Origin of the sequence: Bifidobacterium pluvialisilvae, from assembly GCF_019331695.1 — a bacterium.
GTDB classification, from domain to species: domain Bacteria; phylum Actinomycetota; class Actinomycetes; order Actinomycetales; family Bifidobacteriaceae; genus Galliscardovia; species Galliscardovia pluvialisilvae.
In genome coordinates, this window is record NZ_JAHBBI010000002.1 from 199,474 (window position 1) to 224,214 (window position 24,741).

The following is a 24,741-nucleotide window of genomic DNA, read 5'->3' on the forward strand; positions in this document are numbered from 1 at the left end:
TGACGACCTGCCGGGGTATCATTGACGGGCTTGTGTGATGTGGGCGATGGAAAGTCGTCCACATCGTTGATTTTTACGATTGTCGCGATGACCGTTGACGCGGTTCTCGCCTGCTAGGAAAGGCTGGTACGCTGTGGCGATTCCGGTGATTCTCGCGTCGAAGTCCAAGGCGCGCCGCGACGTGCTGTTCCACGCCGGCATACGGCCCACGATTCGCGTGTCGCATGTGGACGAGGCCGCGGTCGTGGTGAACACCGCCGCCCAGCAAGGCATCAGCCCCGACGACATGACCACGCGGGAGCGTGTGCCGCTACTGGCCCGCGCCAAGGCCGCCGCCGTGTACCGCGACTATCTCGCCATTTCCGCCACCGCCGCCACCGCGGTGGGGGAGCAGCATGTCTCGAGGCCGCTCGACGACGGCTTCGGCACCATCGCCGAGACCACCACGATTCGCGAGGCCCTCGCCGAGCACCGCGGCATGACCGATGCGATGGCGGGGCCGCTCATCATCGGCTGCGACTCCATGTTCGAGCTCGACGGCGTGCCCTACGGCAAGCCGCACACCGTGGAGCACGCACGGGAGCGTCTGCGGCTCATGCGTGGCCGCACCGGCACCCTGTGGACCGGTCACTGCGTGATCGACGCCGCCACCGGTCGCATGGTGAGCCGCGCCAGCCACGCCGAGGTCACGTTCGCGAACTATTCCGACGACGACATCGAACGCTACATCGCCACGGGCGAGCCGCTTGAAGTGGCCGGATCCTTCACGCTCGACGGCTTCGGCGGCGCGTTCATCGACGGCATCCAGGGCGATCCGAGCGGCATCATCGGCCTGAGCCTGCCGCTCACCCGTCAGCTGGTCGGTGAACTCGACATCGCCTGGACCGACCTGTGGAATCTGGACCGCAACACCCAGCAGGGCGCCGACACCATCAACTCCGAATGGGAGACCCCCAAGGAGAACGTGCTCCAGCCCGGCGACGGCTTCATCGACTGCGCATGCGGCCGCAAGCACTGGGGGCTCAACGGCGCCGCTGGCGTGCTACTGGCGCGCCGCGACGCGGAGACCGGCGAGATCACCGACGTGCTCATGCAGCATCGCGCCCTGTGGAGCGCGGAAGGCGGCACGTGGGGCATTCCCGGCGGCGCCATCGCCGACGGCGAGAGCCCACTCGAGGGCGCCCTGCGCGAAAGCTTCGAGGAGGCGAACATCCGCCCCGAGAACATCACCGTCGTCGGATCGTATCTCGAGGATCACGGTCCGTGGGGATACACCACCGTCTTCGCGTTCGAGAAGCCGGGGCACACCGTCGAGCCGCGCGCCAACGACGATGAGAGCCTCGAGATCGCATGGATTCCGTTCGACAAGGTCAAGGATCTCAAGCTGTTGACCGCCATGAAGACCGATTGGCCCCGATTCGAGGAGCGACTGCGCCACATCGCCGCCACGTATGTGGCGTAGCCGGCTGGACCGTTTGCCGTCCGGGGGCGCTGAGCGACGGAGTCGAGGGATCTTGGGGCGTTGTGAGGGAAGATCCTTCGACTCGCTTCGCTCGCTCAGGATGACATGTGCGAAGTCGTTCGCTTGGGATGACATATTAGGGCGTGCTTGCTTGGGATGACATGTGAAGGCGCTCGCTCAGGATGACAGGGGCGGGCGCTCGCTCGGGATGACATGTGCGAAGTCGTTCGCTTGGGATGACATACATATTGCCGTGGCATCTTCATCGTTTGTATACCTATGGGCTCGGGCGCGGGGGTATGCTGTAGCCTGTGAGTGAAAACGGAGAGAAGACCTCGCCACGGCCGACGAAGCACGTGCATTTCGCCGGAATCGATGGCATCAGGGCATTGGCCATCATCGGCGTCATCGCATTCCATACGCGGCCGTCGTTATTGCAGGGTGGATTCATCGGCGTGACGATGTTCTTCGCCGTCACCGGATTCCTGACCACGCGCACGGTGCTGAACGCCGTCGACTCCACCGGCACGTTCGGCTACGGACGATATCTGATTCGCCGCATCAAACGCATCTGGCCGCCGATCCTCGCGACCCTCGTCCTGACGCCCGCCCTCGTCTGGCTGTTCGCGCCGAGCCTGTTGCAGAAGGTCGTCTCCGACACCCTGCCCAGCGCCCTGTTCGCCAGCAACTGGGTGTACATCTTCCGCAAGGTCCCGTACTTCCAGGCCGCCGGCCTACCCTCGCCGCTGACCCATCTGTGGTTCCTCGGCGTCACCATGCAGTTCTATATTCTCTGGCCGCTGGCCATGCTCGCCTTCGGCAAGCTTACGAAATCCAAGTGGATCCGTTCCATAATCGTCATCGTCATCATGGCCGCCTCCTCCACGGCGATGTTCCTGATGTTCGACCCGGCCAGCACGTCACGCGTGTACTACGGTCTCGACACCCGTCTCGCCGAACTCGCCGCCGGCGCCCTGCTCGCCATCTGGATGACGCCGAGGACCGTGCCGGCGCCGGCCGCATCCGTTCCCGCGCCGATGCCGTCGAGGACCGTCGACGGCCTGCCGGGCGTCCCCATGCCGTCCGAGCCGCGGCCCGTCGCGCCCGTCCCGATGCCGGCTCCCGCCTCGCCGAAGCGCAGTGCCGCCGTCATCGCCGCGAACATCGTCGGCGCGTTCGCGCTCGCCGCGCTGCTCGCGGGCTTCTGGTTCGCCAACGGCTATCTCTCCTACATGTATCAGGGCGGGTATCTCGTCACGGCCATCGTGTCGTTGGCCATGCTCGCCTGCGCAGTGAACAACGATTCCATCTGGGCGAAGATCCTCGGCGCCCAGCCCCTGCGCTATATCGGATCACGCTCGTTCAGCCTGTATCTCGTGCATTATCCGCTGTTGCAGATCATGAACCCCGCCACCCGTACCGAGGCGTTGCCCTGGTGGGGGTGGATCATCCAGATCGCCGTCATCCTCGTCGTCGGCGAGGTGTTCTACCAGTTGGTCGAAGCCGCACGCAAGCATCGCGGCGGCGCGCGCATGGCCGAAAGCGCATCGGCGGCCGACGTCGCCGGCGGCCAGGCCGGTAACGACTCGGCGCCCGGAACCGCAACCCCGCAGCCGTCCGCACAGAACCGACCCGCCCCGAACCCGCAGGACCCGAACGCCGCGCCCGTGTTCATCGGCGCGGGCTCCAGCGTCGTCGAGGCGCATGGACTGCCGCAGCGTAACCTCCATGTCGTCGAGGAGTTCGAGGCGGCGCGGTCGTCCGACGATCTCGTCGAGGCGCTCTCCGAATTCGAAAGCGATGAGGACACCGACCTCAACGTCACCAAAGTGGCCCTGCCGAAGGGCGAACGGACGCCATATCCCATGCAGCCCGACCGTGGCGACCAGGTCCGAGTCGCGGAAGACGCGGCATCGGCCGATGCCGGATCCTCCACGAACCGTCCGCCTTCCCGGCGCTCCCTGCTCGGCGTCATGCGCGATTCCGGCCTCCGCCCCGGCGCGTGGATCATGTCGGTGCTCGGCGTCATCACCGTGCTCGCGCTCACGTTCGCGCCGGTCAACTGGGCGCAGGTCGCCCGCGCCCGCGCCATCCAGCTCAATCCGGCGCTCGCCCAGGAGGTCGCGCCCGGCCAACCGCTCAAGCCGAAGCCCAAGCCCAGACCGAAGAAGACCACACCCACGCCGGCGGCCACCAAGTCGACGCCGAGCGTCAAGTCCAAGGCCGAGAAGGTGCCGAACAACTTCGACATCTCCAAATACCATTACGATGCCGCCACGCAGAGCTGCAGCGCCGACATCACCATGGTCGGCGACTCCGTGACCTCCGGCACGTCGGACTTCATCCGCGAGACATTCCCCAACGGCTACATCGATGGCAAGCCGAACCGTCAGATGCCCGAGGCCGAAGGCATCTACCGCACCGACGTGGCCGCGGGGCATGATGGCAGCGTCGTCATCTTCGGACTCGGCACCAACGGCATCATCGAGAACGAGCAGGAGGTGCAGAAGCTCATCGACGCGACCGGCGGCAAGCCCACGTTCTTCGTGACCATCCGCATGCCGTATCCGTGGCAGGAGACCAACAACAACAAGATGCTGCGGGCCGCCGCCGCGAAGAACCCCAACGTCGGCATCATCGACTGGCATGGATACAGCGAGGGCCACAGCGAGTACTTCGGCGAGGACGGCATCCACCCCGGCATCACCGGCGCCGAGGCGTACGCCACGATGTTGCGTCAGGCCATCTGCGGCCGGTAAACCGGAACCCCCGTTCCCACTTTATGGTGCTTTTCGGTCGTTTTTCCGCGGAATAACGACCAAAAGGCACCATAAATACCGGAGAACGGGTGTTTTGGCCCGTATGTTGCCGGTTTTGTGGGTCGGGGGACACATTTGTGTGTAGGTCGGGAACGTACGTGGATTTTGTGGGTCGGGAACGTACGTGGAGCCGTCCGTACGTCGACCGTCAGCTCAGCAGCGCCGCGATGATGGCGATGAACACCGGCGACGTCATCGTGGAGATCAGGATGCCGTCGCGCGCGAACGTAAGACCCACGTTGTACCGCGCCGCGTAGTTGTACACGTTCTGTCCGGTCGGCAGCGCGGCGAGCACCACGCACGCGTACAGCGTCGCCCCGCGGAACCCCATCACGAAGTACGCGAGCAGGAACGCGATGATCGGCATCACGATGTTCTTCAGGATGGCGACGGTGAAGATGGCCGGACGCGACGACTTCTGCTGCATCGGACGGGTGCCGTGCAATGACATGCCGAACGCCATGAGGATCATCGGCACCGCGGAGTCGCCGATCATCTTGATGGGGTCGAAGAGATAGTCCGGCAGGAACCATCCGGTCTTGGCGTTCACGGCCGACAGGACGATGCCCAGCAGCGACCCGATGAGCAGCGGCTGGTGCAGCGGCTGTCTGACGATCTCCTTGACCGACACCTTGCCCTTGGTCGTCACGTCGAGGACGGTCAGTCCCACGGGCGTGAAGATGGCCTGCTGCATCACGAGGATCGGCGCGACCAGCGCCGGGTTGCCGAGGATGTACGTGGCGATCGGCAGACCGATGTTGTTGGAGTTGAGGTACAGCGAATTCAGCGCGCCGATCGTCGTGTCGGCCGCGCCCATGTGGAAGAACAGACGGTTGAGGACGATGAACAGCACGCCGACGATGGCCGCCGAGAAGAACGCCACGATGATCGACGAATGGAAGATCTCGAAGATCGGCTCCTTCGACAGGATGGCGAACATGAGGCATGGGCTCGAGACGAAGAAGCTGAACCGGTTGAGCACCATCTGGCCCTGGGGGCCGCCGATGTGCATGCGTGCGGCGACGTATCCCACCGCGATGACGATGCCGATGACACAGAACCCCTGCATTGCGCTCAACAGGCCTGGCATGATGCTCCCTCCGTTTGGTACGCGTCAATACTGCCACACCATACGTATTACGACGGCCATATTTCCATTCCGGCGAACATGGGGGAGAGGCGAATATGGGGGCATGTGGTGAAGAACGGCGGATTCGACGCCTCCTATTGCGCGCGTCGGTGCCGTCATGATAACAGTTCGGTTACGATAGAAAGGAAACCGTTAGCGTTCACTCTTCGATGTGAATCGATATACGTCATGCGGTATGCATGCGCGATCCCCGTCGATGGTTATCCGATGCCGTGCGGCAGACCGACAGCAGTATCGTCGGGACGAGGGCGGACGTGACGTTGGCAGCGAGTTACGGAGGTTGTTTTCCATGCCCAGCAAACGCGTCTCCATCTTCGACGTGGCCCGTGCGGCGGGGGTCTCCCATCAGACCGTCTCCCGCGTGATCAACCATTCGCCCAACGTGTCGGTCGCCACGCGTGCGAAGGTCCAGGCCACCATCGACGAGCTGGGATACCGGCCGTCCAGCGCCGCCCGGGCGCTCGCCACGCAGCGCACGCGCACCATCGCGCTGATCGCCGCCGGCATGAGCTACCACGGGCCCCTTTCCACCATCTCGACCATCGAGTCCATGGCCCGCAAGCACGGCCTGTACGTGTCCATCGCGATGATGAACGACCACGAGTACACGCAGGCGGCGTTCGAGGAGGTGGCGAACTCGTGCCTCGACCAGGGCGTGGAGGCGTTCGTGTTCGTGGCGCCCACCGAGCCGATGGTCGACGCCGCGCTGAGCGCCCGACTCAAGGCGCCGCGCATCGTCCTCACCGCCTCGCACGGATCGTCGGACATCGACATCGAATCCATCGTGGCCAAGGACCCGACCATCGCGTGCCTCGGCATCGACCAGTGGTCGGCGCTGAGGACCATAGCCGAGCACCTCGCCGGACTCGGGCATACGCGCGCGCTGTATCTGGCGGGCCCGCACGACTGGCGCGACGCCGTCACGCGACGCGTGGCATGGGAGGCCGAGAGCGCCGCCCACGGCATCGACTCGCGGACGCTGCCCGTGGACGACTGGTCCGCGCAGGCGGCCTACGAATCCTTCGGACGCTATCTCGGCACGTTGGACGACCCGAAGACGCAGCTGCCCACGGCCATCGTGACCGCCAACGACCTGCAGGCCATCGGCGTGCGTCGTGCGCTCGGCGAGCACGGGCTCCGCGTGCCGGACGACGTCAGCCTCGTCGGCTACGACGACATGTCCGGCTCCGACAACCTCATGCCGCCGCTGACCACCATCCACCCCGACTTCTCGGCCCTCGGCGTGGCCGCCATGGACGTGCTATTCTCGCTGCTCGGCACCCCGGCCGACAAGGTCGAGCTGCCGAAGATGCATGGCGTGGCGGTGATCGGCGCGCCGCTCGTCGTGCGCGACTCGACGGCGGCGCCGACGCGCTGACCGGCGCGGGGTTCGCGGCGCGCCGTCCGCCATCGGGGGCGGCGGCGAACACGTCGCCGATGTCGCGATTTTGTTATCGATTCGTGTTGCGGCATCGGCGTGGCGGGTTGTACCATAGGTAATGGAATGTGAGCGTTCTCACCGTGGTTTTCGATACCTTCCGTCGGAGGCCGCCGAATGGACGCAACGACGACGTTGGAATCACATAGTGACCGATAAAAGGAGTAGACACATGAGCGACGCCTCCGACATGGACATCTCGGGAATCGTCGAAAAGATCCGCGCGGGCAAGACCTCCCTCGGCATCGAATTCGGCTCCACCCGAATCAAGGCCGTCCTGATCGACGACAACTACAAGACCATCGCCTCCGGTGACTACCAGTGGGCCAGCCACCTCGAAGACGGCCTGTGGAGCTACTCCGTCGAAGAAATCTGGAAGGGCCTGCAGAGCGCCTACGGCGCCATGGCATGGGACGTCAACCAGGCCTACGGCATCGAACTGACCCGCGTGGGCCACATCGGCTTCTCCGCCATGATGCACGGCTACCTCGCCTTCGACAAGAACGGCGAACTGCTCGTGCCGTTCCGCACCTGGCAGAACACCAACACCCACGAAGCCCACCTCAAGCTCTCCGACCTGTTCCAGTACAACATCCCCGAACGCTGGAGCATCGCCCACCTCTACCAGGCCGTGCTCAACAAGGAGGAGCACATCGGCAAGGTCGCCTACTTCACCACGCTCGCCGGCTACGTGCACTGGAAGCTCACCGGCAGGAAGGTGCTCGGCGTCGGCGACGCCTCCGGCATGTTCCCCATCGACCCCACCACCCACACGTGGGAGAAGGACCTCCTCGCCAAGTTCTCCGCCCTGCCCGAAGTCGCCGCCCAGCCGTGGAAGATCGAGGACCTGCTCCCCGAACCGCTCGTCGCCGGAACCCCCGCAGGCGAACTCACCGCCGAAGGCGCCAAGCTGCTCGACCCCTCCGGCAAGCTCCAGCCCGGCATCGTGCTCGCCCCGCCGGAAGGCGACGCCGGCACCGGCATGGTCGCCACCAACTCCGTGCGCGTGCGCACCGGCAACGTCTCCGCCGGAACCTCCATCTTCGCCATGGTCGTGCTCGAGAAGAAGCTCGTCCGCCTCCACCCCGAAGTCGACCTCGTCACCACCCCGGCCGGCGACCTCGCAGGCATGAGCCACGCCAACAACTTCACCTCCGACCTCAACGCCTGGGTCGGCCTCTTCGGCGAATTCGCCAAGGCCATCGACCAGCCCGTCAACACCGGCGCCCTCTACGGCACCCTGTTCCGCCTCGCCATCAGCGACCAGGCCGACGCCAACGCCGGCGGACTCCTCAACTACCCGTTCCGCTCCGGCGAATTCCTCGCCGGCCTCGAAGAAGGCCGCCCGCTCTTCGCCCGCAGCCCCGAAGCCCACATGAACCTCGCCAACTTCATGCGCGCCCAGCTGTTCAGCGCATTCAGCCCCGTCAAGATCGGCATGGACGTCATGACCAAGGACGAAGAGGTCAAGGTGGACTCCCTCGTAGGCCACGGCGGCATCTTCACCACCCCGAAGGTCGCCCAGAAGATTCTCGCCGCCGCATTCAACACCCCCATCAAGGTCATGACCACCGCGGCCGAAGGCGGCGCCTGGGGCATGGCCGTCCTCGCCGACTACCTGTGGCACACCCCGTGGCCGCTCGACGAATACCTCGACCAGCGCGTCTTCAAGGACGCCCAGTCCACCACCGAAACCCCCGACCCCAAGGACGTCGAAGGCTTCGAGGACTTCTTCGCCCGCTTCCAGGCCGGACTCGCCATCGAGAAGAGCGCCGTGCGCAACATCGACCTCGAAAGCAAGTAACCCGGCACATCACAGGATTTCGGCCTCCTCCCCGGAGGAGGCCCTGGAATGTAAGCAACCATCGAAAGGAAAACAAACATGGCTACGTTGGCTGACTATGGTCCCGAAGTTCGCGCCGAAGTCAAGCAGGTGCGCGAGGTCGTCTCCAACCTCCACCAGCAGCTCATCAAGTGGAACCTCGTCGTCTGGACCGCCGGCAACGTCTCCCAGCGCCTCCACACCGCCGACCTCATGGTCATCAAGCCCTCCGGCGTGCGCTACGAGAACCTCACCCCCAACTCCATGGTCGTCACCGACCTCGAAGGCAACGTCGTCGACGGCGCCGAAGCCCCCAGCTCCGACACCGCCTCCCACGCCTACATCTACCGCAACATGCCCGACGTGTACGGCGTCGTCCACACCCACTCCACCTACGCCACCGCCTGGGCCGCCACCGGCCAGAACATCCCCTGCGGCCTCACCATGATGGGCGACGAATTCGGCGGCCCCGTCCCCGTCGGCCCGTTCCGCCTCATCGGCTCCGAAGCCATCGGCAAGGGCGTCGTCGAAACCCTCAAGAAGTACCCCAAGTCCCCCGCCGTCCTCATGCAGAACCACGGCCCCTTCACCATCGGCAAGGACGCTGAAGGCGCCGTCAAGGCCGCCGCCATGACCGAAGAGGTCGCCCACACCATGTGGGCCGCCCGCCAGCTCGGCGACATCATCGAAATTGACCAGGCGGACATTGACAAGCTGAACGACCGCTACCAGAACGTCTACGGCCAGCACTGATCTGATGGAGTGTCATCGGCGTTGCAGGAGGCTCGACGTACCATCTGTACGCCTTCGCCTCCTGCGCCTTGATGACACACACATCAGACGGAGCGTCTTCGGCGAGATGGAAGACTCGACGTACTGTTGTACGCCTTCGCCTTCCACCGCACCGAATCCGCACTCGTCAGGACGGAGCGTCTTCGGCGAGATGGGACGTATGTCCCTTGGCCCCCTCTGACGAGGGGGCTGGCAGCCGAAGGCTGACCGGGGGAGAGACCCACACGGTCACAGCCCCCACCACACACACTTCCACAATGGAGTAACCAACAACACAAAAGGAGCCAAACATGGCATTCGAAAACCCCTTCGAGGGCAAGGAAATCTGGTTCGGCGTCGGCTCGCAGGACCTCTACGGTGAGGAAGCCCTGCGCCAGGTCGCCATCCACTCCGGCGAAATGGTCGACTACCTCAACAAGACCGGCAAGATCCCCGCCAAGATCGTCCTCAAGCCCACCCTGAAGTCCTCCGACGGCGTCAAGGAATTCATGGTCGAAGCCTCCGCCAACCCCAACGTCATCGGCGTCATCACCTGGTGCCACACCTTCTCCCCGGCCAAGATGTGGATCCGTGGCCTCGAAGTCCTCACCAAGCCGCTCCTCCAGCTGGCCACCCAGCACCACAAGGAGATCCCGTGGGAGACCATCGACATGGACTTCATGAACCTGAACCAGGCCGCCCACGGCGACCGTGAGTTCGGCTACATCGTCTCCCGCCTCGGCATCCCGCGCAAGATCGTCGTCGGCCACTACACCGACCCCGAAGTCGCCGAAAAGGTCGGCACCTGGGCCCGCGCCTGCGCCGGCTGGGACGCCTCCAACAACATGAAGGTCATGCGCTGGGGCGACAACATGCGCAACGTCGCCGTCACCGAAGGCGACAAGACCGAAGCCGAGCGCGTCTTCGGCGCCTCCATCAACACCTGGGCCGTCAACGAGCTCGTCGCCGCCTACGACGCCGTCAAGGACGACCAGGTCAAGGAACTCATCGAGGACTACAAGGCCAAGTACGACATCGACCCCGCCCTCCTCGACGCCAAGTACGACTCCCTCTTCATCGCCGCCAAGGAAGAGGCCGCCATGGTCAACATGATGCGCGCCAACGGCTGCACCGCCGGCGTCGACAACTTCGAAGACCTCGGCGCCCTCCCGCAGCTCCCGGGCGTCGGCCCGCAGCGCTTCCCGTCCGAATACGGCTGGGGCTTCTCCGCCGAAGGCGACTGGAAGACCTCCGTCCTCGTCCGCATCGGCGCCGTCATGGGCTACGGCCTTGAAGGTGGCGCCTCCCTCATGGAGGACTACTCCTACAACTTCACCGAAGGCAACGAACTCGACATGGGCTCCCACATGCTCGAGGTCTCCCCGGCCATCGGCACCATCGCCAAGCCGAAGCTCGAAATCCACCCGCTCGGCATCGGCGGCAAGGCCGACCCGGTCCGCCTCGTCTTCTCCGGCAAGCCCAAGAAGGACGCCGTCGTCGTCTCCATGGCCGACGAGCGCGAACGCTTCCGCCTCCTCATGGACGTCGTCGACGTCGTCGAGCCCCAGGGCTCCCTCAAGGAACTCCCCTGCGCCCGCGCCGTCTGGAAGCCGCAGCCGAGCCTCAAGACCGCCGTCCAGTGCTGGATCACCGCCGGCGGCTCCCACCACACCTGCATGACCACCTCCGTCGGTCGTGAAGCCTGGGAGGACTTCGCCCGCATCGCCGGCGTCGAACTCGCCGTCATCGACGACCAGACCACCACGCGCCAGTTCGAAAAGGAGCTGGAGCTGAGCGAAATGTACCACCGCCTCAACAACCGTCACTGATAAAAACTGAATAACGGAGCGTTATCGGCATTGTGGAGGAATCGACGTACTTTTGTACGCCTTCATCCTCCACAACACCGATACCGCACACGTTATTCAGTTTTTATTCTGTCAAAGGCAATCAGCTCCGGTACCGTCATTACATAACGGAGTGTCAATCGAGGACACTCCATCCCGGCTCCCTCTGATGAGGGAGCTGGCGGCCGTCAGGCCGACTGAGGGAGAGACGATACCTCGGTAGGTATAGGGTCTTGTGGAGTAATCCGGTCTCAACCGGATACTTCCACAAGACCCTTTTGTTTTTTCGTATCCATGCCGGCGGATTTCGGCACGTCAACGATGACGACCGAACAAACATCATGTGACGATTCGGTGAAAACGGGGGATTTCATCGCATCTTCAGACGGCAGCAACCGCAATCGCACAGCGTTGGACAGGGGAGTGGTGCATCATTCCCGAGGGCATGTCAGGGGGTTCATTCCAGAGGGGGAATACGTCTAGCTTGGTTCATTGAACTATATCCACGGATATTCACTTATTTCGCATGCCGCGCATTGAAGAGGCAACCACGATGCGGTGCATGCGCGAGGGGAGAATGAAATGAGTCCATTGCGTAAGCATGCCGGGAAGACCGGTCTGCGCGGCATGGTCAAGGCGGCCGTGGCGGCTGTCGTATCCGTCGCCACCTTCGGCACCCTGGCCATCGCCGGCGCCGGCGTCGCCTCGGCCACCGAGACCACGGCCGCACTGCCGCAGCCTGAAAGCTCCAAGACCGTCACCCGCAACAACGACGGCACCTACACCATGAAGCTGAGCGTCACCGGCAAGACCGCCGAGGACAGCGTCACCAAGACCACGCCGACCGACATCGTGCTCGTCGTCGACAAGTCCAACAGCATGGAGGGCAACCGCTTCAACACCGCCAAGAACGCCGCCACCGGTCTGGCGAACAAGCTGCTCACCGCTGACAACGCCAAGTCCGGCACCGTGCGCATGTCCGTCGTGACGTTCGCCTCGCGTGCCAATCAGGCGACCTCCTGGACCACCGATGCGAATGCCGTGAACCGTGCCATTGGCAACGGTCCCGATGGTGAGAGCCAGGACGGCGGCACCAACTGGGACGACGCCCTCGAGAAGGCCAACGCCCGGACCACTGACCGCGATTCCGCCAAGTACATCGTGTTCCTCTCCGATGGCCAGCCCACCTACCGTAATGGTCGCAGTTGCACTGGCTGGGGGTGGCATGAGCAGTGCTCCGACATCTCCGGCACTGGGCACGACGACAACGACGGTAAGAACTTCGAGGCCGCCGTCGCCGAGGCCAACAAGCGCGGCAACGCCGAGCTCTACTCGGTGAGCGCCGCCCCCGAGGCCAATGCTCGGATGAGCGAGTTTGCCAGGGAGACCCACGGCACCTTCTTTGACGGCAGCGACTCCACCAAGCTCAACGACGCGTTCAACAGCATCTACGAGAAGATCACCACCTCCGCCGCCTACCGCAACGTCGTCATCACTGACGCGCTCTCCGAGTATGTGACCTTCGCCGACGGCACTCCGCAGTTCACCGCCACCAAGGATGGCAAGCCGTGGGCCGAAGCCCCGACGCCCGCCGTCGACGGCAAGACCATCACCTGGAACCTCGGCGATTCCAAGCTCGACCCGGTCAAGTACGAGATCTCCGTGAAGCTCAAGCCCACCCAGGCCGCCTACGACCAGGCCGTCAAGAACGGCAAGGAATCCACGCTGCCGTCCAACGACGACGCCACCGTGAGCTACGACGTCGTCACCACGGTCAACGGCAAGGAGACCGTGAACCACGGCACTCCGGTCACGCTGCTCCACGGCAACATCACCGTGCCCGTCTCCAAGGTCACCATCAAGAAGGTCTGGGAGGGGAACGGCCCGAAGTCCGACGTGACCGTCGAACTCGACAAGGACGGCGCGAAGTACGCTGACGTCACGCTGACCGAACAGGACGGCTGGACCAAGGACGTCATCGTCCCCGCCGGACTCGACGCCTACACGTGGAGCGTCAAGGAACCGACCCCCGGCGACGGCTACACCGTCGCCATCTCCGGCGACAACGACAAGAAGTTCGCTGTCGGCACGGCCGACTCCGGCACCATCACCGTGACCAACACCTACGAGGCCAAGCCCGCGACCCTCAGCGGCAAGGACTACCTCAAGGGCACCAAGACGTTCACCGGCCGTGAGGGCGACAAGTGGCTCGACACCGACAAGTTCGCCTTCACCCTCGCCGCCAACGATGACGCCACTGCCGCGGCCATCAAGGCCGACGACGTGACGCTGCCCAAGGACACCACCGTGACCGTCGACGGCAAGACCCCGGACCACGCCTTCAGCTTCGGCGATGTCACCTTCGCCAAGGCCGGCGACTACTCGTTCAAGATCAGCGAGACCAAGGGCGACATCCCCGGCGTCACCTACGACGCCCACGCCTACGTGGTCAACGTGACGGTCACCGACAACGGCAAGGGCCAGCTCGAAGCCGTCGCCAAGCCCGGCGACGCCAGCAACGAGTTCAAGAACACGTACGCCGTCTCCGGCGACGTGACCTCCGACCCGCTCACCGCCAAGAAGACCCTCGCCGGCACCAAGCTCGCCGACGGCCAGTTCTCCTTCACCGCCGCCTCCGACGACGCCGACGCCCCGAAGTTCCAGCAGCCCACGGCGAAGAACGACGCCGACGGCAAGGTGAGCTTCGGCACCGTCACGTTCGACAAGGCCGGCACGTACGTCTACAAGGTGGCCGAGACCAACGACGCCCAGAAGAACGTCAAGTACGACGACACCACCTACACCGTCACGTACACCGTGGCCGACGACACCAAGGGCGGACTGACCATCACGAAGACCGCCATCGAGAAGACCTCGGCCGACGGCACGAAGACCCCGGCCGACGCCATCGCGTTCGTCAACCACACCTCGATTCCGGCCACGCCGCTCACCCCGGCCAAGCCCGTCGAGAAGCCGCAGCCGAACAAGCCCACCACCCCGACCGAGAAGCCGCAGGTCCAGCAGCAGAACCAGACCGCCCCGGCCAAGCAGCTCAGCCGCACGGGCGCCGCGGTCGCCGGCATCGCCGCACTGGCCATCGTGGCCGCCGGCGCCGGTGTGATCGCCATCCGTCGCCGCCGCGCATGAGTATGAGTCCTCATGCGTGACCGGCGGATGCGCGGTCCATACTGGCCGGCAGTCCGCTGACCGGCGGTCCGACCGCAATCCGGAAGAAGCCGGGGAGCCTCCATCATGTGCATGATGGACGGCTCCCCGGCTTCCTGCGTTCATGGGGCCCATCACGTATGGCGACGGATGCGCCGACACATCCGCGACCTCGGCATATCGACGATGTCGTGACGAATAACTTTTTGTGAAGCTCTTATGAAGACGTGGATTCAGCCAACGTCAATGAAACATCAAGTTTCCAATCGCCCCATCCGGTACGGGGTGCATGTCGCCAATCCCCGGGGGTGGGGTTGGGGTGCTTTGCCCCGATGGAACGGCCGGGTAGATTCATGACCAGAGGGGTTTCAAAAACAATATTCGTCATCGTTCGCCATCGCACATGTCATGCGGGGAAGCGCCCGCCGCGACATCGATGCGCGAGAGGGGGAGGCGCAGCATGAGCGTACGGCATGTTCGGGTCCGAGGGAAGGACCGATTCACCACGGCCGGAGTCGGAGGCGACCGATGAGACGGTTCTACAGAATCCCGCAGCTGGAGAAGATAAGCAACCTGCGCGACGCCGTCAACTATGCGAAGCGGAAGTACTCCAGCAGGATCGCCTACCGACAGATCGAGACGCCGGTGTACGAAAGCGCCATCACCTTCCGAGGATTCGCCGGCAACATCGACGCGCTCGGCACCGCGCTCATGCATCTGCCCGCCCCGTTCAACGGGTCGGAGCGCAGCCGCGGGGACTCCCTAGCCCAGACGCATATCGCCTTCATCGGAGGCACCTCCATCGAATGGATCACCGGGTTCCTCGCCACGATGAACGGCGTGGGATGCGCCGTGCCCATCGACCGTCTGCTCGACCCGGACACCATGGTCGAACAGCTGGACTTCGCCGACGTCGACGCCATCTTCTGCGAGGGATCGTTCCTCGCCAAACTCGAACCGCTGCTCGCCAGACTGCCCCGGGTGCGGGCCGTCATCGTGATGCGCGGCACCGGGCCGACGGTCGACCTGCTCAAGCGCCTCGCCGCGCAGGACACCGGCCGCGACTACTACGCCTACACGGAACTGGTGAAGCATGGCCGCGGACTGCTGCGCGCACACGACGTCTCCTTCACCGAAGCCCCCATCGACGCCGACGCGATGAGCCTGCTCGTGTTCACCTCCGGCACCACGGGCGCGAACAAGGGCGTGATGCTCTGCCACCGCAACATCGTCACGGTGATGAAGGGCGCCCGGCAGCTCGTCACCTACCGCAGGACGAACCTGTCGGTGCTGCCCATCAACCACACCTACGAGCTGGTGTGCAACATCATCTGCTCCATCTGGGAGGGCACCACGGTGGCCATCAACGACGACCTGCGGCACGTGGCCCGCAACCTCGAGCATTTCGGCCCCGAGATGTCGAGCATGGTGCCCATGATGCTCGATCTGCTCGTACGCAAGATCACCATAGAAGCCAAGAGGAACGGCCTGTGGGGCCACCTCCAGTACGGCATGAAGGTCAGCGGGCTGCTGCGCGCCGTCGGCATCGACCGTCGCCGCAAGTTCTTCAAACCCGTGCTGCAGGGCCTTGGCGGCAACTTCTCCATGGTCATCTGCGGCGGCGCCCCGCTGGACCATCACACCGAATCCTTCCTCGACAGCATCGGCGTCACCGTGAAAAACGGCTACGGCATCACCGAATGCGCGCCCCTGGTGGCCACGACCGGCGACCACTTCCGCCGGGCCGGTTCGGTCGGACACGTCATCCCGAACATCGAGGTGCGCGCCGCGAACCAGGACGAGAAGGGCGACGGGGAGATCCAGGTGAAGGGCGACAACGTGATGCTCGGCTACTACAAGATGCCCGAGGACACGGCCGCGGTCTTCACCGACGACGGATGGCTGCGTACCGGCGACCTCGGCCACATCGACAAGGACGGCTACGTGTTCCTCACCGGCCGCCTCAAGAACCTCATCATCCTTGCCAACGGCAAGAACGTGAGCCCCGAGGACATCGAGGACCATCTCATGCACGACATCTCCTACGTGCGGGAATCCGTGGTCTACGCCGACGAGGCGGGCACCGGCATCTATGCCGTGTGCTTCCTCGACGACGACGAATGCGACCGGCTCGGACTGGGCGACGAACGATCCCGCCACGACAGGCTTATGCAGGACGTCCGCGAGTTCAACAAGACCGTGCCGTCATACAAACGCATCAACGACGTGACGATCTCCGACCACGAGTTCGAGAAGACCACGACCCAGAAGATCCGTCGTTTCAAGGTGATCGAAAGCGTGCGGAAACGCAAGGCCGGCACGTCGGACTGACGACGTGCCGGGAACGACAACGAAGGGAGCATAAGACGATGTTCGAAAAAGTACGGACCATGCTGTTGGAATACGTGGACGTCGATCCGACGACGATCACTCCGGAGACGGAGTTCCTCAAGGACCTCAAGGTCACGTCATACGACATCCTGACGATGATCGGCGAACTGGAGGACGAATTCGGCATCAGCATCAGCGACGACGACCTCAAGGACATGGTCACCGTGGGGGACCTCGCGCAGTACCTGTCCGACAACACCTGATCGCCGGGCCGACGGGACGGCCGCATCGACGACGACGCAACGAACGAGGAAGACCATGATGAGGGAAAACACGGATGATTCAACCACGGAAGTGAACAGCCTGAGCGTGTTCGCACAGCCCGACGGCGAAGGCGACGGCCACGTCGCGGACGGTCGCGGAGAAGGCGCACGGGGCGCGAAGGCGAAGGCGCGGCACCGTGCCGGCCGGTCACGTCGCGTGGCGTCGACGGTCCCGCTGCCGCCCGCTCCTGGGGCCCGGACCGCGGCCGTGGTCCCCTCCGCATCCACCGATGCGGCGGACGACACCGTGCGGAAGAACGGCCACGCCTTCATCGAATTCGACGACGTGGTCAAGGACTACACGATGGGCGAGACCCGGATCCAGGCGCTCGACGGCGTGAACTTCACCATCGACGACGGCGAATTCGTCATCATCGTCGGCGCCAGCGGCGCCGGAAAAAGCACCATCCTCAACATCCTCGGCGGCATGGACACCCTCACCAGCGGCGAGGTGTTCGTCGACGGCAACGAGGTGAGCTCATACAACGACCGCCAGCTCATCCTCTACCGTCGGTACGACGTGGGCTTCGTGTTCCAGTTCTACAACCTCGTGCAGAACCTCACCGCCCGTGAGAACGTGGAGCTCGCCACCCAGGTGAGCCGCGACCCGCTCGACATCGATGAGGTCCTCGACGCGGTCGGGCTCTCCGACCGCAAGGACAACTTCCCCTCGCAGCTCTCCGGCGGCGAACAGCAGCGCGTGGCCATTGCACGCGCCCTGGCCAAGAACCCCAAATTGCTGCTGTGCGACGAGCCGACCGGCGCGCTCGACTACAACACCGGCAAGCAGGTGCTCAAACTCCTGCAGGACTACGCGCGCGACAGCCACATGACGGTCATCATCATCACCCACAACTATGCGCTCACCGACATCGGAGACAAGGTGATCCACGTGAAAAGCGGCAAGGTGGAGTCCATATCGCTCAACGCGCACCCCAAGAACATCGCGGATGTGGAGTGGTAGACCATCATGACCAAGGCACTGTTGCTCGACTTCTGGCGCGAGATACGGCATTCGGCGAACAGGTTCTTCTCCATCCTGTGCATCGTCGCGATCGGCGTCGGCTTCTTCGCCGGACTGAAATCCTCCGCGCCCGACATGCGCCACACGATGGACGACTACTTCGACAGCGGCAACGTCGAGGACATCGACGTGCTGTCGTCGCTGGGACTCACCGGCAAGGACATCGACGCCATCCGGGGCGCGGACGGGGTCGAGGCGGTGCAGCCCGGATACTTCACCGACGCCCTGGCCAAGGAGAACGGCAGCCAGCTGGTGTTCCGCATCCACAGCCTCCCCGAGGGGACCGACCCCAACAGGGTCACGGTCGTCGCCGGACGCATGCCGCGCACCGCGAACGAGGTCGTCATCGAGGACAGCGCCAACTACGGCAAGTCGCTGAAGATCGGCGACAGGATCACCTTCGAATCCGGAACCGACAAGAAAATCACGGACGGCACGCTGACCGGTGACACCTTCACCATCGTGGGACGCGCCATCACCCCCTACTATCTGACCGTCGAAAAGGGAACGTCCCGCATCTCGGGCAAGTCGCTCAACCTGTTCGCCTACGTGCCAGCCTCCGCGTTCTCCGTCAAGGACGAGAACGGCAACCCCATGTACACGCAGGCGTCCGTCACCGTCAAGGGAGCCAAGGGCCTCAACGCGTTCGGCAAGGACTACGAGCGTCTCGTGGACAAGGCGAAGGACTCCCTGACCAACATCGGATCGGACCGCGCGCGCGAACGCGGCAGCGAACTGCGGTCCACGGCCCTGAAGAAGCTGCAGAAGGCGCAGGCCGAATACGACAAGCGCAAGAAGGAATACGACAAGCAGATAGCCGACGCCGAAGACAAGCTCAGCGACGCCAACGCGCAGCTCGCCAGCGGCGGTGCGAAGCTGGACGGCGAGAAGGAGAACTACCAGCTGCGCAAACAGAACGGCGAGCAGCAGATCCAAAGCGGCCAGCAGCAGCTCGACCAGGCGCAGCAGCAGATCCAGGAAGGCGAGCAGAAGGTCCAGGCCGGCCAGCAGATCTACGACAGCCTCAAACAGCAGTACGACTCCATGAACGAGCAGGTCTCCCAGGCGCTCGCGATGATGAAATGGCTGCAGCAGGCCACCGACACGGTCAGCGGCAACCTCAAGGACTTCAACGGCCAGCTTGACAAGGTGCCGCAGAGCCAGCGGGCGCAATACCAGTCGATGCTCGACTCGTACCAGACGTTCCTCGACCAGCTCTCCTCCCAGAAGGAATCCCTCGATAAGATGGTCAGCCAGGTGGAGACGCTGCAGCAGACCATCTCCGACGCCTTCGACTCCGCGGACACCCAGCTGCAGAACGGCAAGGACCAGCTCGCCGCGGCCAAGCGGCAGTACAACCAGGGCGTGGCCCAGCTCGAGGCCGCCAAGAGGAAGCTCAACGAGGCGGACGGCGAGGCCAAGCGTCAGTTCGACGCGGCGCAGAGCAAACTCGACAAGGGCAAGAAGGACTACGCGAAGAACAAGGCCGACTTCGAAAGCAAGAAGCAGGACGGCGCTGCGCGCCTCGACGACGCCAAGGCGAAGCTGATCGGCGCGAAATACGAGATAGACAACATCGACAACCCGCACTGGTACGTGCTGGACCGCAGCACGAACGCCGGATTCCTGAGCTACCGGAACACCGTGGACCGCGTGGACGCGCTCGCGCAGGTGATTCCCGTGTTCTTCATCCTCGTGGCCGTGCTGGTGTGCATGACCACCATGGCGCGCATGGTCAACGAGCAGCGCGGCGTCATCGGCACCTACAAGGCGCTCGGCTACGAGAACAACGCCATCGCGCTCAAATACGTGCTCTACGTGGTCGCCGCAAGCGCCCTGGGCGGCGTCATCGGCGCGGCCGTGGGCTCATGGACCTTCCCCGAATCCGTGTATAAGGCATGGTCGGCCATGTACCGGCAGCCCCCGTTGGAGCACGGGTTCCATCCCGGCATCATGGCGTCGAGCTTCGCCGTCACCGTGATCGCCATGGCGCTGGTCTCCTACCTGACCTGCCGCAAGGAGCTGAACAGCCAGGCGGCGACGCTCATGCGTCCGAAGGCGCCCCGCGTCGGCAAGCGCATCCTCCTGGAACGCATCCCCGTCATCTGGAAGCATCTCAACTTCTCGCAGAAGGTGACGATGCGCAACCTGTTCCGCTACAAGCGGCGCCTCATCATGACCGTCGTCGGCATCATGGGATGCACCGGCCTGCTGGTCGCCGGCCTGGGCATGAACGACACCATCGGTTCGGTGGTGTCCAAACAGTACGACAAGGTGTTCGCCTACGACATGTCGGTCACCCTCGACCCGACCGCCGACAAGGCGGAGACCGACGCCGTGTACCACACGCTCGATATCGCCGACTCGGTCTCGTCGTACACGCAGGCCGGCGTCGGCAGCGCCACGATCAGCGAAGGCGGCACCAGCGAGACGCTGGCGCTGTACGCCGCCAACACCCCCGACTCGTTCACCGACTACATCCGCCTCGACGACCCATCGAACGGACGGCCCATCGCGCTGGACGACTCCGGCATCGTGCTCACGGAGAAGCTCGCCAGGAACCTCGGAGTCACCGCGGGCGACACCGTGTCCGTACGCAACGAGGGCGGCATGACCAAGCGCATCCCCGTGACCGGCGTCACCGAGAACTACGTGTTCCACTACGCGTACATGAGCCAGAAGGCGTATGCGAAATACTTCCTCAAGGACATGGACACGAACACGCTGCTCGTGAAGCTGCACGACAACGTAAGCGCCCGTCAGGAGGATTCGCTGCAGCGCGTGCTGCAGAGCGTCCCCTCGGTCACGTCGGTGACGTCCTACACCAAGGTCGCCGACGACTTCCGCAACCAGATCAAGGCGATGAACAGCATCGTGCTGCTCATCATCGTCTGCGCGGCGCTGCTGGCCTTCGTGGTGCTCTACAACCTCACCAACATCAACGTCTCGGAACGCATACGCGAGATCGCCACCATCAAGGTGCTCGGCTTCAAACGGGGCGAGGTGGCCATGTACATCTACCGCGAGAACTTCCTGCTCACGCTCATCGGCGCCGTGTTCGGCCTGCTCATCGGCAGCGCCCTGCACCGCGTGATCATGCAGGCCATCGAACAGAAGGACATCACGTTCGGATACGTGATATCCCCATGGAGCTACATATGGTCGTTCCTGCTGACCGCGCTGTTCTCCATCATCGTGATGCTTGCCATGTATCCGAAGCTCATACGCATCCCGATGGTCGAATCGCTCAAGTCGGTGGAATAGAGGAAGGGGAAAAACCATGGCAGAGAAATTCAGCATCGACGACGTGGCCAGGAAGGTTGGGGACAAGGTCTGCTATCCGCTGACCCAATCCCAGAAGCTGATGTTCTACAACCTCAAGTTCAGCTTCCGCAAGCAGATCGTCAATATCTGCAGCCTCGTCGACCTGTACGAGAGGCTCGACGAGGGTCGGCTCATGCAGGCCGTATACCTGGCGATGATGCGCATCCCCTCCAACTCCGTGCGCGTCCACATCGTCGACAAGCAGCCGATGCAGTACTTCGCCACTGACGTGCCGCACGACATCGAACTCGTCGACATGAGTGACAGGACGCAGAAGCAGGTGGAGGCCGCATGCAACGAGATCGGCTCCAAGCCGTTCCCCAACGGCGGCAACGACGTGCAGCTGTACCGCGTGCGCATCATCCGGCGCGCGCACGGACTGCACAGCCTGTACTTCTGCGTAAGCCACGTCGTATTCGACGCCTACTCCCTCATGACCTGCCTCACCTACATATTCGCCGTCTACCGCGCCCTCGAACAGGGCACGCCCCTCCCCGAGGAGCCGCACTCGCCGCTGCCCGCCTACGAGGACGACTTCGCCATGCGGCGCTCCGACCGGTACCGCCGCCAGCAGCAGTGGTGGAAGGACCACTACACCACCGAACCGCAGTTCACGTCCATCAACGGCCGGGGAGGCAAAGGAGTTCATCAAGGACAAGCGCTTCGGCGTCACCCTGCGCCTGTGGCAGACCAAGGGCGGCATGACCGACTACCGGATAGACACCGCCACGGTGCAGGCCATGCAACGGTTCTGCGAGTCGCGGCACATGCCGATGCAGATACCGTACTTCATGGCGCTGCGCACCTATCTGGGCATGGTGAGCGGCACCGACGACGTGATGTTCATGAACGCCGTGGCACGCCGCGCCACCCTCAACCAGAAGCGCGCCGGCGGCACCATGGTCAACGCCGTCCCCCTGCACACCGTCATCCCCACGGAGACGACCCTTGATGACGCCTGCGACATCCTCTTCCGCGAACAGATGGACGCCTACCGTCGCGCCAACGTGGCGACCGCCGAAATCCTCGACGACGCACTGCGCGCCAAATTCCATCTCAAGCCCTGCCGCGGATACGTCAGCGTGAGCACCACGTTCCAGCCGTACTTCGCCGACGGCGGCGACCTGCCTCGGTTCCGGTTCCGGCGCCTGCCCAACGGGGCCAACACCATGCCGCTGTACGTGAGCATCATGCCGCTCGACCAAAGCGGCGACCTGTGGGTGAACTACGAATACATCGTCGGCTACGTGGACCCGGTGAACATCCGCAAGTTCCACCGGTTCCTGCTGGCGTTCCTCGCCGAAATCGACCATGACCCCGACCGCACCATCGGCGAGCTGCGCGACGCGGCGCGCGCGGGCGCCGCCGGCATGCGCATCGAGACCCCCGACGACATGCCCGACCCGGCGACGGAGACGGACGCATCATGAACGTCGTCGTCCAGCAGGTGCAGTGCCGCGCGGGGGAGAACACCCGCGAATACGAGCGGATGCTGTCCGCCCGCGCGCACCGCATCGCCGAACGCCTGGCACGCCGCCTGTGCGGGGCATGGACGATAATCCGCCACGAGGCCTCGGGGCGTCCGGTCGTCGTCGATGCGCACACACGCCGGACGATGCCCGGATGGTCGGTGAGCATATCCCACACCGAAGGCCTGGTCGCCTGTGCCATGAGCGCGGCCCCCATCGGCATCGACGTCGAAGGGGTCCGGTTCCCGACGGCGGGCGTGCTCCGGCATTGCTTCTCCGCCGACGAACGGGCGAGCATCCGCGCATCAGACACCCGGCGGGCCAGCGAGTACGCATCCGGACTGTGGACGCTCAAGGAGGCGTACGGCAAACTCATCGGACTCGGCCTGCGCGACCTCGCCCTCATACGCGCCTGCAACCCGGCGTTCTGCCGGGACCGCGGACTCGAAGTATGCCAGATGACGCTCCGAAGCCACGGACGACGATACCGATGCTCCATCGTCCACGGCACCGCCGCATCCCGTCACGCACAACACGCAACAACGGCGCATAGCACCTATCAATCATCGGAAGACACTACAGAAGGAGAGCAACAATGAACAAGTGGAGCAGGATAGTCATCGGATCGGTGGCGGCGTTCGCCATGCTCGTGCCGAACGGCGCGGCGCTCGCCGACACGACGGACGGCAACGAACAGCCCGCCGACAACGCCGGATCCTCATGGTTCCTCGACCTGTCGCAGTGGTTCGGCGGATTCTCCGATTCCACCAACCAGCAGAAGGCCGACGGCAACGGCGACGCCGCGAAAGACGGCGCCGCGAAGGACGAAGCGGCCAAGAACGACTCCGCCAAGGACGATGCCGCCGACGAAAGCGGCAAGTCGGCGTCGACCACGAACACCCAGACCTACGGAAGCACCGACGGCGCCGCGTCATCCGTCACCGGACCAGCCAGCAGCCAGGAACGCGCGATGCTCAACCAGGAGATCGCCAACGCCGAGAAAGTCGACCTGAGCAAATACAAGGACGACGGCCAGAAGACGTTCTTCCAGCAGAGCCTCGAGAACGCGAAGCGGACCGCCGAGGACAAGAATGCCACATCAGTGGCCGTGATCACCGCATACTACGTGCTCAAGCAGGCGTCCACCGGCCTCACCCCGAAGGACGACAGCTCGCAGGGCACCGATCCCGGCACCAAGCCCAGCGACCCGAACACCAAGGAATTCGCCTACACGTTCATCGTCAACGACCCGAAGGACGGCCACCGGCTTTCCAGCGAGACCCGTGAATTCGAGGAAGGGCAGCAGGTCAACGTGCCGGTCCACACCAAGCTGGCGGCGCCCCTCGGCTACAACATTACCGGCTGGACCGACGCCGCGGGCAAGACCTACGACGCCGACCTGACCGGTCTGAAGGCCACCGCCGACACCACACTCACCGCGACGCTCAAGAAGGACGGCCTCAACATCGACATCCACGACATCAACCCGCAGTGGAACGGCGGCCTGAACTTCCCCGGCTTCGGCACGAACGGGCAGAAGACCCCGTCCAAGCTGAACGCCAACAAGACGGCCACCCCGGCCAGCACCGGCACCGGCCAGCAGACCAAGTCCGACAAGAACGGCGGGCAGCAGCTCGCCACCACCGGCGCGGCCATCTCGGCGATCGTCGTGGCGGCGGTAGTGCTCGCCATCGCGGCAATCGCCCTGATCCTGCACCGCCGCAAGGCCATCGCCGACGACATCGCCGCCGGCGACGAACGATGACGGCGCACACCGAACACGACATCGCAAGGAG

16 protein-coding genes are annotated in these 24,741 nt (G+C 64.2%); 15 read left to right on the forward strand and 1 reads right to left on the reverse strand.

Annotated features, from left to right (window positions below; all coding sequences use genetic code 11):
• Nucleotides 1-133 precede the first annotated feature (133 nt).
• On the forward strand, nt 134-1,462 hold the full coding sequence (locus KIH77_RS02280) for a Maf family nucleotide pyrophosphatase (protein ID WP_219099462.1): 1,329 nt from the start codon (nt 134-136) through the stop codon (nt 1,460-1,462).
• A 311-nt stretch (nt 1,463-1,773) separates the two neighbouring features.
• Complete coding sequence (locus KIH77_RS10405) at nt 1,774-4,221, forward strand: acyltransferase family protein (RefSeq protein WP_308283141.1); 2,448 nt, start codon at nt 1,774-1,776, stop codon at nt 4,219-4,221.
• Nucleotides 4,222-4,429: 208 nt separating this feature from the next.
• Here KIH77_RS10405 and KIH77_RS02295 read toward each other — a convergent pair whose 3' ends face one another.
• Nucleotides 4,430-5,371 (reverse strand): AEC family transporter, encoded by a 942-nt coding sequence (locus KIH77_RS02295; protein ID WP_219099463.1) that lies wholly within the window; start codon nt 5,369-5,371, stop codon nt 4,430-4,432.
• Nucleotides 5,372-5,720: 349 nt separating this feature from the next.
• On the opposite strand from KIH77_RS02295, the gene KIH77_RS02300 reads away from it, so the two are divergent.
• The 13 genes from KIH77_RS02300 (at nt 5,721) to KIH77_RS02360 (ending at nt 24,710) form a co-directional block, all read left to right on the forward strand.
• Nucleotides 5,721-6,809 carry a LacI family DNA-binding transcriptional regulator gene (locus KIH77_RS02300; protein ID WP_219099464.1) on the forward strand — a complete coding sequence of 363 codons (1,089 nt, stop codon included), beginning with the start codon at nt 5,721-5,723 and terminating at the stop codon, nt 6,807-6,809.
• Between the two features lie 232 nt (nt 6,810-7,041).
• Entirely contained in the window at nt 7,042-8,673 is a 1,632-nt protein-coding gene (locus KIH77_RS02305) for a xylulokinase (protein ID WP_219099465.1), read from the forward strand.
• 78 nt (nt 8,674-8,751) lie between these two features.
• On the forward strand, nt 8,752-9,444 hold the full coding sequence (locus KIH77_RS02310; RefSeq protein ID WP_219099466.1) for an L-ribulose-5-phosphate 4-epimerase: 693 nt from the start codon (nt 8,752-8,754) through the stop codon (nt 9,442-9,444).
• Between the two features lie 329 nt (nt 9,445-9,773).
• On the forward strand, nt 9,774-11,291 hold the full coding sequence (gene araA / locus KIH77_RS02315; protein ID WP_219099467.1) for an L-arabinose isomerase: 1,518 nt from the start codon (nt 9,774-9,776) through the stop codon (nt 11,289-11,291).
• Nucleotides 11,292-11,891: 600 nt separating this feature from the next.
• Complete coding sequence (locus KIH77_RS02320; protein ID WP_219099468.1) at nt 11,892-14,456, forward strand: Spy0128 family protein; 2,565 nt, start codon at nt 11,892-11,894, stop codon at nt 14,454-14,456.
• A gap of 546 nt (nt 14,457-15,002) precedes the next feature.
• Nucleotides 15,003-16,805: an AMP-binding protein gene (locus KIH77_RS02325; RefSeq protein ID WP_219099469.1), complete on the forward strand. Its 1,803-nt coding sequence runs from the start codon at nt 15,003-15,005 to the stop codon at nt 16,803-16,805.
• 38 nt (nt 16,806-16,843) lie between these two features.
• Nucleotides 16,844-17,068, forward strand: coding sequence for an acyl carrier protein (locus KIH77_RS02330; protein ID WP_219099470.1), 225 nt, complete (start codon nt 16,844-16,846; stop codon nt 17,066-17,068).
• Between the two features lie 364 nt (nt 17,069-17,432).
• On the forward strand, nt 17,433-18,092 hold the full coding sequence (locus tag KIH77_RS02335) for an ABC transporter ATP-binding protein (RefSeq protein WP_219099570.1): 660 nt from the start codon (nt 17,433-17,435) through the stop codon (nt 18,090-18,092).
• Between the two features lie 6 nt (nt 18,093-18,098).
• Nucleotides 18,099-21,416 (forward strand): FtsX-like permease family protein, encoded by a 3,318-nt coding sequence (locus KIH77_RS02340; RefSeq protein WP_219099471.1) that lies wholly within the window; start codon nt 18,099-18,101, stop codon nt 21,414-21,416.
• Nucleotides 21,417-21,432: 16 nt separating this feature from the next.
• On the forward strand, nt 21,433-22,428 hold the full coding sequence (locus KIH77_RS02345) for a condensation domain-containing protein (RefSeq protein ID WP_219099472.1): 996 nt from the start codon (nt 21,433-21,435) through the stop codon (nt 22,426-22,428).
• A complete protein-coding gene (locus KIH77_RS02350) occupies nt 22,322-22,906 on the forward strand; it encodes a hypothetical protein (protein ID WP_219099473.1) in 585 nt (194 codons plus the stop codon). The genes KIH77_RS02345 and KIH77_RS02350 overlap by 107 nt, the downstream gene beginning before the upstream one ends.
• Nucleotides 22,903-23,544 (forward strand): 4'-phosphopantetheinyl transferase family protein, encoded by a 642-nt coding sequence (locus KIH77_RS02355; RefSeq protein ID WP_219099474.1) that lies wholly within the window; start codon nt 22,903-22,905, stop codon nt 23,542-23,544. The genes KIH77_RS02350 and KIH77_RS02355 overlap by 4 nt, the downstream gene beginning before the upstream one ends.
• Nucleotides 23,541-24,710, forward strand: a complete 1,170-nt coding sequence (locus KIH77_RS02360) for a hypothetical protein (RefSeq protein WP_219099475.1) — start codon at nt 23,541-23,543, stop codon at nt 24,708-24,710. The genes KIH77_RS02355 and KIH77_RS02360 overlap by 4 nt, the downstream gene beginning before the upstream one ends.
• Nucleotides 24,711-24,741: the final 31 nt, after the last annotated feature.

Bases quoted from the DNA above. Each gene is read 5' to 3' on its own strand.
- KIH77_RS02295 (WP_219099463.1), bottom strand. From the start codon at position 5,371: ATGCCAGGCCTGTTGAGCGCAATGCAGGGGTTCTGTGTCATCGGCATC.
- KIH77_RS02300 (WP_219099464.1), top strand. From the start codon at position 5,721: ATGCCCAGCAAACGCGTCTCCATCTTCGACGTGGCCCGTGCGGCGGGG.
- KIH77_RS02305 (WP_219099465.1), top strand. From the start codon at position 7,042: ATGAGCGACGCCTCCGACATGGACATCTCGGGAATCGTCGAAAAGATC.
- KIH77_RS02310 (WP_219099466.1), top strand. From the start codon at position 8,752: ATGGCTACGTTGGCTGACTATGGTCCCGAAGTTCGCGCCGAAGTCAAG.
- araA (WP_219099467.1), top strand. From the start codon at position 9,774: ATGGCATTCGAAAACCCCTTCGAGGGCAAGGAAATCTGGTTCGGCGTC.
- KIH77_RS02320 (WP_219099468.1), top strand. From the start codon at position 11,892: ATGAGTCCATTGCGTAAGCATGCCGGGAAGACCGGTCTGCGCGGCATG.
- KIH77_RS02325 (WP_219099469.1), top strand. From the start codon at position 15,003: ATGAGACGGTTCTACAGAATCCCGCAGCTGGAGAAGATAAGCAACCTG.
- KIH77_RS02330 (WP_219099470.1), top strand. From the start codon at position 16,844: ATGTTCGAAAAAGTACGGACCATGCTGTTGGAATACGTGGACGTCGAT.
- KIH77_RS02335 (WP_219099570.1), top strand. From the start codon at position 17,433: ATGGGCGAGACCCGGATCCAGGCGCTCGACGGCGTGAACTTCACCATC.
- KIH77_RS02340 (WP_219099471.1), top strand. From the start codon at position 18,099: ATGACCAAGGCACTGTTGCTCGACTTCTGGCGCGAGATACGGCATTCG.
- KIH77_RS02345 (WP_219099472.1), top strand. From the start codon at position 21,433: ATGGCAGAGAAATTCAGCATCGACGACGTGGCCAGGAAGGTTGGGGAC.
- KIH77_RS02350 (WP_219099473.1), top strand. From the start codon at position 22,322: ATGAACGCCGTGGCACGCCGCGCCACCCTCAACCAGAAGCGCGCCGGC.
- KIH77_RS02355 (WP_219099474.1), top strand. From the start codon at position 22,903: ATGAACGTCGTCGTCCAGCAGGTGCAGTGCCGCGCGGGGGAGAACACC.
- KIH77_RS02360 (WP_219099475.1), top strand. From the start codon at position 23,541: ATGAACAAGTGGAGCAGGATAGTCATCGGATCGGTGGCGGCGTTCGCC.